The sequence below is a fragment of the Streptomyces sp. NPDC017936 genome (assembly GCF_044328485.1).
In the GTDB taxonomy this organism is placed as follows: Bacteria; Actinomycetota; Actinomycetes; order Streptomycetales; family Streptomycetaceae; genus Streptomyces.
On record NZ_JBIRHK010000004.1, the window covers coordinates 198212 to 207253 of the forward strand.

7 protein-coding genes and 1 riboswitch are annotated in these 9042 nt (G+C 70.6%); of the genes, 6 read left to right on the plus strand and 1 reads right to left on the minus strand.

What is annotated here, in order from left to right:
* Positions 1 to 133 precede the first annotated feature (133 nt).
* On the minus strand, positions 134 to 1414 hold the full coding sequence (locus tag ACH4F6_RS10360) for an extracellular solute-binding protein (RefSeq protein ID WP_397959505.1): 1281 nt from the start codon (positions 1412 to 1414) through the stop codon (positions 134 to 136).
* A gap of 420 nt (positions 1415 to 1834) precedes the next feature.
* Between ACH4F6_RS10360 and ACH4F6_RS10365 the strand changes: the two genes are divergently transcribed.
* The 6 genes from ACH4F6_RS10365 (at position 1835) to ACH4F6_RS10390 (ending at position 8901) form a co-directional block, all read left to right on the plus strand.
* Positions 1835 to 2599 (plus strand): GntR family transcriptional regulator, encoded by a 765-nt coding sequence (locus ACH4F6_RS10365; protein WP_397959506.1) that lies wholly within the window; start codon positions 1835 to 1837, stop codon positions 2597 to 2599.
* A 111-nt stretch (positions 2600 to 2710) separates the two neighbouring features.
* Positions 2711 to 2977 carry a DUF3311 domain-containing protein gene (locus ACH4F6_RS10370; RefSeq protein WP_397959507.1) on the plus strand — a complete coding sequence of 89 codons (267 nt, stop codon included), beginning with the start codon at positions 2711 to 2713 and terminating at the stop codon, positions 2975 to 2977.
* A complete protein-coding gene (mctP, locus tag ACH4F6_RS10375) occupies positions 2974 to 4602 on the plus strand; it encodes a monocarboxylate uptake permease MctP (RefSeq protein WP_397959508.1) in 1629 nt (542 codons plus the stop codon). The genes ACH4F6_RS10370 and mctP overlap by 4 nt, the downstream gene beginning before the upstream one ends.
* A 103-nt stretch (positions 4603 to 4705) precedes the next feature.
* Positions 4706 to 5212 (plus strand): GNAT family N-acetyltransferase, encoded by a 507-nt coding sequence (locus ACH4F6_RS10380; protein ID WP_397959509.1) that lies wholly within the window; start codon positions 4706 to 4708, stop codon positions 5210 to 5212.
* Between the two features lie 17 nt (positions 5213 to 5229).
* Positions 5230 to 5389, plus strand: a riboswitch (cobalamin riboswitch).
* A gap of 123 nt (positions 5390 to 5512) precedes the next feature.
* A complete protein-coding gene (locus ACH4F6_RS10385) occupies positions 5513 to 7888 on the plus strand; it encodes a ribonucleoside-diphosphate reductase subunit alpha (protein ID WP_397959510.1) in 2376 nt (791 codons plus the stop codon).
* The gene (locus ACH4F6_RS10390; RefSeq protein WP_397959511.1) at positions 7888 to 8901 is read left to right on the plus strand and encodes a ribonucleotide-diphosphate reductase subunit beta; all 1014 of its coding nucleotides are present in this window, start codon (positions 7888 to 7890) and stop codon (positions 8899 to 8901) included. The genes ACH4F6_RS10385 and ACH4F6_RS10390 overlap by 1 nt, the downstream gene beginning before the upstream one ends.
* Positions 8902 to 9042 lie beyond the last annotated feature (141 nt).

The following is a 9042-nucleotide window of genomic DNA, read 5'->3' on the forward strand; positions in this document are numbered from 1 at the left end:
GGGGGGGGCGGGCGGGGGGGGGGCCCCGGGGGGGGGGGGGGGGGGGGGGGGGCCCCCCCCCGGGGCGCCCCCCGGGGGGCCGGGGGGGGGTCGGGGGGGGGGCGCCGGGCGGGGGCGGGGCGCCGCCGTCAGGTCACTTGGTGTTGATGACCTTGTCGATCGCGGCGTCCGCTTCCTTCGCGGCTTCCTCGACCGTCTTCTTGCCGGTGCCGATGGCCTGGAGCATGGTCTGCAGGACCTGGGCCTTCTCGACCTGGCCCCAGCCGGGGGCCATCGGGACGAACCAGTTGGACTCGGCCGCGGTGGCCGGCACGACCGTCTTGGGGTCGTTCTTCAGGGTCGCGAGGTCGGTCTTGTTGTTGGGCAGGTTGCCCTTGGCCATGAGGCCCTTCTGACCGGAGGGGCCGGTGAACGCGTTGATCCACTCGGCGGCGAGGTCCTGCGCGTCCGACTTCACCGGCACGGCGAGGTCGGAGCCGCCCAGGAAGACGGGGAGGTTCTTGCCGGACGGGCCGGGCATGACGAAGTTCTCGAGGTTGCCCTTGAGCTTGCCGGTCTTGTCGTTCTCGGGGGCCTCGGAGGTCGCGCCCTCCCAGGCGGCGCCGAAGATCATGCCGGACTTGCCCTGGCCGTAGACGATGTACCGGTCGGACTCGTCCTTGGTCTTGTCGCCGTGCATGTACTTGTCGACGACGTTCTTGTACTCGTTCAGACCCTTCAGGGACTCCGGCGAGGAGAGGTTGGCCTTCCACTGGCCGCCCTCCTCCTTCGCGATGGAGCCGCCGGCGTCGTAGACGAAGGACATGGCCGCGTACCAGTCGCGGGTGGGCTGGTACCAGGAGCTGAACTTGCCGCCCTCCTTCTTCTGGACCTTGTCCAGGGCGGCGGTCAGCTCCGCGTACGTCTTCGGGGCGCTCTTCACCCCGACGGAGGCGAAGAGGTCCTTGCGCCAGTTGCCGACCCGGCCGCCGGCGTAGTACGGGACGCCGTAGGTCTTGTCCTCGTAGGTCACCGAGGCCTTGAGACCGTCCAGCCAGGCGGAGGAGTTGTCGAACTTCGAGGTGTCGAGGGGGGCGAAGGCGCCCTTGACCATGTAGCCGAGCATCTCGGTGTTGCCCATCTCGACCACGTCGGGGGCCTTGTCCGTGGCGAGGACGGCGTCGAGCTTGGCGTTCTTGTCGGGCCAGCCGTAGTACTCGTGGTTGATCTTGAGACCGGGGTGCGCCTTCTGCACCGCCGCGTCGGCGGCCTTCACCAGGTCGGGCCAGTTGTTCTGCGCGTCGACCGTGAGCCAGACGGTCAGTTCCTTGGCGTCGGCGCCCTTGTCCGAGCCCCCGTTGTCACTGTCCCCGCACGCCGCGATGGAGACCATCATGCCCGCGATACCGATCGCGGCTGTCAGCTTGCGCTTCACGCCACCCTCCTCAGGGATGCCACAAACCCCCCTGCCTCCCCGCCGCGGTTGAGCGTCAACGCGTACCGTCCGTGGGGCCGGGACCTGGACCAATGGTGTAGACCAGTGCGGAGAGCTTGGCTCAGACCAATAGGGCTGTCAAGGGTGCGCAACGGGGGTTGAGTCGTCCGTTACGGGACCGCGATATGCAGGGACTTTTCAATTCCTGAGGGCGGATGCGGCCCCCGCGCGCGGGATGTACCACCGCCCCTCGAAAGCACGCTGGACTAGACCAAGCAGGGTCCCGCGGGTATACAGAGGAGATCACGGAAGAGCGAGGTCACCCGCACCGGTCACCCCGCCCAGGAACCCGTGCCACGATGTGAGCCGCGGGCCGACGCGCAGGTCGGCCGCTTGGCTCCGGAGCCGGGAAGGCAGGCCATGAGCACCGACGTCAGCAGTGCGGAGAACGAGGGTGGGGCGACCGTCCGTACCGCGCGCGTGCCCAAGTACTACCGCCTGAAGAAGCACCTGCTCGACATGACGCGGACCCAGGCGCCGGGCACGCCGGTGCCGCCCGAGCGGACGCTGGCGGCCGAGTTCGACACCTCGCGCACGACCGTGCGCCAGGCCCTGCAGGAACTGGTCGTCGAGGGCCGGCTGGAGCGCATCCAGGGCAAGGGCACGTTCGTCGCCAAGCCGAAGGTCTCCCAGGCCCTGCAACTCACCTCCTACACCGAGGACATGCGCGCCCAGGGCCTCGAGCCCACCTCCCAGCTCCTCGAGGTCGGCTACATCACCGCCGACGACACCCTCGCCGGCCTGCTCGACATCACCGCCGGCGGGCGCGTGCTGCGCATCGAGCGGCTGCGCATGGCCAACGGCGAGCCGATGGCGATCGAGACCACCCACCTCTCCGCCAAGCGCTTCCCGGCGCTGCGCAGGTCGCTGGTGAAGTACACGTCCCTCTACACCGCGCTCGCCGAGGTCTACGACGTCCATCTGGCGGAGGCCGAGGAGACCATCGAGACCTCCCTGGCCACCCCGCGCGAGGCGGGCCTGCTCGGCACCGACGTGGGCCTGCCCATGCTGATGCTCTCCCGGCACTCCCTGGACAAGGAGGGCCAGCCGGTGGAGTGGGTGCGGTCCGTCTACCGGGGCGACCGGTACAAGTTCGTGGCCCGCCTCAAGCGTCCCCAGGACTGAACGGGCGCCGTCCGGGGACCGATATCCGGACGAGGTCTTCCGCTCCCCTTTATGCGTCACCTACATTGCGTGCGCATTGCACAGGTGATCAGCAAGGGGACGGAGTCGCCGATGTCCAAAGCGCCAGAAGTGTCCACGGGGCGGGTGGTGACGCCCGTGCGCGTCGTCATCGCCCTCTGTCTGTTCGCGCCCTTCGTGGCGATGCTGTGGGTGGGCTCGTACGCCGAGGTGGACCCGACGTTCATCGGCATCCCCTTCTTCTACTGGTACCAGATGGCGTGGGTGCTCATCTCCACCGCGCTCACGATGGTCGCGTACCAGCTGTGGCAGCGTGACCAGCGCGCCCGCAAGGTCTCGGACGGGGGTGCGTCGGAATGAACGACGGTGTGAACGGCGTCGCGCTCGCCGTCTTCGTCCTCTTCTTCCTGGCCGTCACGGTCATGGGCTTCCTGGCCGCGCGCTGGCGCAAGGCCGACGACGAGCACAGCCTCGACGAGTGGGGTCTGGGCGGCCGGTCGTTCGGCACCTGGATCACCTGGTTCCTGCTGGGCGGCGACCTCTACACGGCCTACACCTTCGTGGCGGTCCCGGCGGCGATCTACGCGGCCGGCGCCGCCGGCTTCTTCGCGGTGCCCTACACGATCCTGGTCTACCCGCTGATCTTCACGTTCCTGCCGCGCCTGTGGTCGGTCTCGCACCGGCACGGGTACGTGACGACCTCGGACTTCGTGCGCGGCCGCTTCGGCTCCAAGGGCCTGTCCCTGGCCGTGGCCGTCACCGGCATCCTCGCGACCATGCCGTACATCGCGCTCCAGCTCGTCGGCATCCAGGCCGTGCTGGACGTGATGGGCGTCGGCGGCGGCGAGGACACCAACTGGTTCGTCAAGGACCTGCCGCTGCTGATCGCCTTCGGCGTGCTGGCCGCGTACACGTACTCGTCGGGCCTGCGCGCCCCCGCGCTGATCGCGTTCGTGAAGGACACGCTGATCTACATCGTCATCGCGGTGGCGATCATCTACATCCCGATCAAGCTGGGCGGGTTCGACGACATCTTCGCCAAGGCGGGTGACGCGTTCGCGCAGGTCAACCCGGCGACGGAGAAGCCGCGCGGGGCGCTGGTGCCGCCCGAGGCGGGCCAGTGGACGTACGCCACGCTGGCGTTGGGCTCCGCGCTGGCGCTCTTCATGTACCCGCACTCGATCACGGCCACGCTGTCCTCGAAGAGCCGTGAGGTGATCCGCCGCAACACCACGATCCTGCCGCTGTACTCCCTCATGCTCGGCCTGCTGGCCCTGCTGGGCTTCATGGCGATCGCGGCCGGGATCAAGGTCACCAACGGGCAGCTGGCGATCCCGCAGCTGTTCGAGGACATGTTCCCGGCCTGGTTCGCGGGCGTGGCCTTCGCGGCGATCGGCATCGGCGCCCTCGTCCCCGCGGCCATCATGTCCATCGCGGCCGCGAACCTCTTCACGCGCAACATCTACAAGGACTTCATCAAGCCGGACGCGACCCCCAAGGAGGAGACCCGCGTCTCCAAGCTGGTCTCGCTGCTGGTGAAGGTGGGCGCGCTGGTCTTCGTCCTGACGATGGACAAGACGGTCGCCATCAACTTCCAGCTCCTCGGCGGCATCTGGATCCTGCAGACCTTCCCGGCCCTGGTCGGCGGCCTGTTCACCCGCTGGTTCCACCGCTGGGCGCTGCTCGCCGGCTGGGCGGTCGGCATGGTCTACGGCACGGTCGCCGCGTACGGCGTCGCCTCCCCGACCCAGAAGCACTTCGGCGGCTCGTCGAAGGAGATCCCCGGCATCGGGGAGATCGGCTACATCGGTCTGACGGCGTTCGTCCTGAACCTGGTGGTGTCGGTCGTCCTGACCTTCGTCCTGAGGGCGGCGAAGGCCCCCGAGGGCGTCGACGAGACCAGGCCGGAGGACTACACGGCGGACGCGGGCGACCCGGGCGTCGAGGTGGAGCTGCCTCCGGCGACCGCGGGCTCCGCCCACTGACCGCCGGCTGAGGGCCTCCTGAGGCGCCCTCAGCCGCACGCCCCGCGACGGGCCGCCGAAAGCAGGTCGATTCGGCGGCCCGTCGTCGTCCACACTCGACGCCATGGACCTGCGGATCCGGGAAGCGGAACCCACCGAGTACGCCGCCCTGGGCGACCTGACCGCCCGCGCCTACCTCGACGACGGCCTCCTCGACTTCGGCGGGGGCGACCCGTACCTGCCCGTGCTGAAGGACGTCGCGGGGCGGGCCGCCGCGGCCGAGGTGCTGGTGGCGGTGCGGGACGGCGCGCTGCTCGGCGGCGTCACCCTCGTCCCCGACGGCGGCCCCGTCGCCGACATCGCCGGCCCCGGGGAGGCCGAGGTCCGCGCCCTGGCCGTCGCGCGGGAGAGCCGCGGACAGGGCGTCGGCGAGGCCCTCGTGCGCGCGTGCGTGGACCGTGCCCGCGCGGCGGAGGGCCGCACCGCCGTCGTCCTGTCGAGCCGGCGCTCCATGCACGCCGCCCACCGCCTCTACGAGCGCCTGGGCTTCGTCCGCACACCCGAGCGGGACTGGAACCCGGTCCCGCACCTGGACGACCTCACGCTCCTCACCTACCGATTGACGCTGTGAAGCCGGTGCGACACAACATCTGGGGGTAGCCCGACGGCCCGACACAAGATGTATGCTCATGCTCGCTGTCGCCGCAGGGGAATCCGGTGCGAATCCGGAACTGTCCCGCAACGGTGTACTCGCGTGTCTCCGCACGCCCGTCCAGTCCGAGGACCTGCCGGCAGCGCACCCGGTCCGTCCGTTCCGGGTGCCTGACGTCCGGGCCTCGTGGAGTGGGCCGGTGGACGCGACGCCGTGCGCGCTCGTGTGCTGCCCCCTGCCCTCCGCCAGGCCCCCCGCCGAGCGAGGGAGAGCCCCCACGTGACCATCGCGCCAGCCGATCCGGCTTCAGCCACCCCGTCCGCGGCGCCGGCCGGGGACGACGGTCCCGGAGCCGCGCTGCTGCGGACCCTGACCGGGCTGACCGCCGACCTCCCCGACGCCGACCCCGGCCGGGTCGCCGCCGCCGCGCTGCGGGGCCGGTCCGCGCGGGCGGACGAGACGGAACTGCGCGAGCTGGCCACGGAGGCGGCCGCCGGCCTGATCTCCGAGGACCCCGCCTACTCGAAGCTGGCCGCCCGGCTGCTGACGATCGGCATCGCCGCCGAGGCCGCCTCCCAGGGCGTCACCTCGTTCACCGAGTCCGTGGCCGCCGGCCACCGCGAGGGCCTCGTCGCCGACCGCACCGCCGCGTTCGTACGGCTGCACGCGGCCCGCCTGGACGCGCTGATCGACCCGGCCGCCGACGACCGCTTCGGCTACTTCGGGCTGCGCACCCTGCACAGCCGCTACCTGCTGCGCCACCCCCTCACCCGCAAGATCGTCGAGACGCCCCAGCACTTCCTGCTGCGGGTGGCGAGCGGCCTCGCCGAGGACGACACGCCCCGCTCCGTGGACGAGGTGGCCGCGCTCTACGGGCTGATGAGCCGGCTCGACTACCTGCCCTCGTCCCCCACGCTCTTCAACTCCGGCACCCGGCACCCCCAGATGTCATCCTGCTACCTCCTGGACTCCCCCAAGGACGAGCTGGACTCCCTGTACGACCGCTACCACCAGGTCGCCCGGCTCTCCAAGCACGCCGGCGGCATCGGGCTGTCGTACTCGCGGATCCGCTCCCGCGGCTCCCTCATCCGCGGCACCAACGGACTCTCCAACGGCATCGTGCCGTTCCTGAAGACCCTCGACGCCTCCGTCGCCGCCGTGAACCAGGGCGGGCGGCGCAAGGGCGCGGCCGCGGTCTACCTGGAGACCTGGCACTCGGACATCGAGGAGTTCCTGGAGCTGCGCGACAACACGGGTGAGGACGCCCGCCGTACGCACAACCTGAACCTGGCGCACTGGGTCCCGGACGAGTTCATGCGCCGGGTGAACGCCGACGAGCAGTGGTCGCTGTTCTCCCCCTCGGACGTGCCCGAGCTGGTCGACCTGTGGGGCGAGGAGTTCGACGCCGCGTACCGCGGGGCGGAGGCGGCGGGCCTCGCGAGGAAGACCATCGCGGCCCGCGACCTGTACGGCCGGATGATGCGCACCCTCGCGCAGACCGGCAACGGCTGGATGACCTTCAAGGACGCCGCCAACCGCACCGCCAACCAGACGGCCGAGCCGGGCCAGGTCATCCACTCCTCCAACCTCTGCACGGAGATCCTGGAGGTCACGAACGACGGCGAGACGGCGGTCTGCAACCTGGGGTCGGTGAACCTCGGCGCGTTCGTCGACACGGAGGCCGGGGACGTCGACTGGGAGCGGCTGGACGCCACGGTCCGCACGGCCGTCACCTTCCTGGACCGGGTCGTCGACATCAACTTCTACCCGACCGAGCAGGCGGGCCGGTCGAACGCCAAGTGGCGTCCGGTGGGCCTGGGCGCGATGGGCCTGCAGGACGTCTTCTTCAAGCTGCGGCTGCCCTTCGACTCCCCGCGGGCCCGCACGCTCTCGACGCGCATCGCCGAGCGGATCATGCTCGCCGCGTACGAGGCCTCCGCCGGCCTCGCCGAGCGCAACGGGCCGCTGCCGGCCTGGGACAGGACCCGCACCGCCCGCGGCGTGCTGCACCCGGACCACTACGGCGTCGAGTTCGCCTGGCCCGAGCGCTGGGCCGCGCTGCGCGAGCGCATCGCCGCGACGGGCCTGCGCAACTCGCTGCTCCTGGCCATCGCGCCGACCGCCACCATCGCCTCGATCGCCGGTGTGTACGAGTGCATCGAGCCGCAGGTGTCCAACCTGTTCAAGCGCGAGACGCTGTCCGGTGAGTTCCTCCAGGTCAACCCGTACCTGGTGGACGACCTGAAGAAGCTGGGCGTGTGGGACGCGCGCACCCGTGAGGCGCTGCGCGACGCGAACGGCTCGGTGCGGGACTTCGCCTGGATCCCCGAGGACGTACGGCAGCTCTACCGCACCGCCTGGGAGATCCCGCAGCGCGCCCTGATCGACATGGCCGCCGCCCGCACCCCCTACCTGGACCAGGCGCAGTCGCTGAACCTGTTCCTGGAGACGCCGACCATCGGCAAGCTCTCCTCGATGTACGCGTACGCCTGGAAGTCGGGCCTGAAGACGACGTACTACCTGCGCTCGCGCCCGGCGACCCGCATCGCCCGCGCCGCCCGGGCCCGGACCACCGCCCCCGACCGGCAGACGGGCTCCGACGACGCCGTCGCCTGCTCCCTTGAGAACCCCGAGTCCTGCGAGGCCTGCCAGTGATGTCCACCCGTTCCCAGAACCTTCTCGACCCGGGCTTCGAGCTGACCCTGCGCCCGATGCGCTACCCCGACTTCTACGAGCGCTACCGGGACGCCATCAAGAACACCTGGACCGTCGAGGAGGTCGACCTCCACTCGGACGTCGCCGACCTCGCCAGGCTGACGCCGGCCGAGCAGCACCTGATCGGCCGTCTGGTGGCCTTCTTCGCGACGGGCGACTCGATCGTCGCGAACAACCTGGTGCTGACGCTGTACAAGCACATCAACTCCCCCGAGGCGCGGCTGTACCTGAGCCGTCAGCTCTTCGAGGAGGCCGTGCACGTCCAGTTCTACCTGACGCTGCTCGACACCTACCTGCCCGACCCGGACGACCGGGCGGCGGCCTTCGCGGCCGTGGAGAACATCCCCTCCATCCGGGAGAAGGCCGAATTCTGCTTCACGTGGATGGACTCGGTCGAGAAGCTGGACCGCCTGGAGTCCCGGGCCGACCGCCGCCGCTTCCTGCTCAACCTCATCTGCTTCGCCGCGTGCATCGAGGGCCTGTTCTTCTACGGCGCCTTCGCGTACGTCTACTGGTTCCGCAGCCGGGGTCTCCTGCACGGCCTCGCCACGGGCACCAACTGGGTGTTCCGCGACGAGACCATGCACATGAGCTTCGCCTTCGACGTCGTCGACACCGTCCGCAAGGAGGAGCCGGACCTCTTCGACGACCGGCTCCGGCAGCAGGTCACGGACATGCTCCGGGAGGCCGTCGAGGCCGAGCTGCAGTTCGCGCGCGACCTGTGCGGTGACGGCCTTCCCGGCATGAACACCGACTCGATGCGGCAGTACCTGGAGTGCGTCGCCGACCAGCGGCTCACGCGGCTCGGCTTCGCCCCGGTGTACGGCTCGGAGAACCCCTTCTCCTTCATGGAGTTGCAGGGCGTTCAGGAGCTGACCAACTTCTTCGAGCGCCGCCCGTCGGCGTACCAGGTGGCCGTGGAGGGCACGGTCGACCTGGAGGAGGACTTCTGAGCCTCCCGGGTGCGGCCGTCGCGCAGCCGGCGGTCGGGGCGGGGGGCGGGGGGGGCCCCCCCCCCCCCCCGCCCCCCCCCCGGGGGGGCCCCCCCCCCCCCCCGCGCGGGGGGGGGGGGGGGGGGCGGGAGGGGAGACCAG

What these genes read in the sequence shown, in the direction of transcription:
- ACH4F6_RS10380 (WP_397959509.1), top strand. Translation starts at nt 4,706, where the DNA reads ATGGACCTGCGGATCCGGGAAGCGGAACCCACCGAGTACGCCGCCCTG.
- ACH4F6_RS10365 (WP_397959506.1), top strand. Translation starts at nt 1,835, where the DNA reads ATGAGCACCGACGTCAGCAGTGCGGAGAACGAGGGTGGGGCGACCGTC.
- mctP (WP_397959508.1), top strand. Translation starts at nt 2,974, where the DNA reads ATGAACGACGGTGTGAACGGCGTCGCGCTCGCCGTCTTCGTCCTCTTC.
- ACH4F6_RS10390 (WP_397959511.1), top strand. Translation starts at nt 7,888, where the DNA reads ATGTCCACCCGTTCCCAGAACCTTCTCGACCCGGGCTTCGAGCTGACC.
- ACH4F6_RS10370 (WP_397959507.1), top strand. Translation starts at nt 2,711, where the DNA reads ATGTCCAAAGCGCCAGAAGTGTCCACGGGGCGGGTGGTGACGCCCGTG.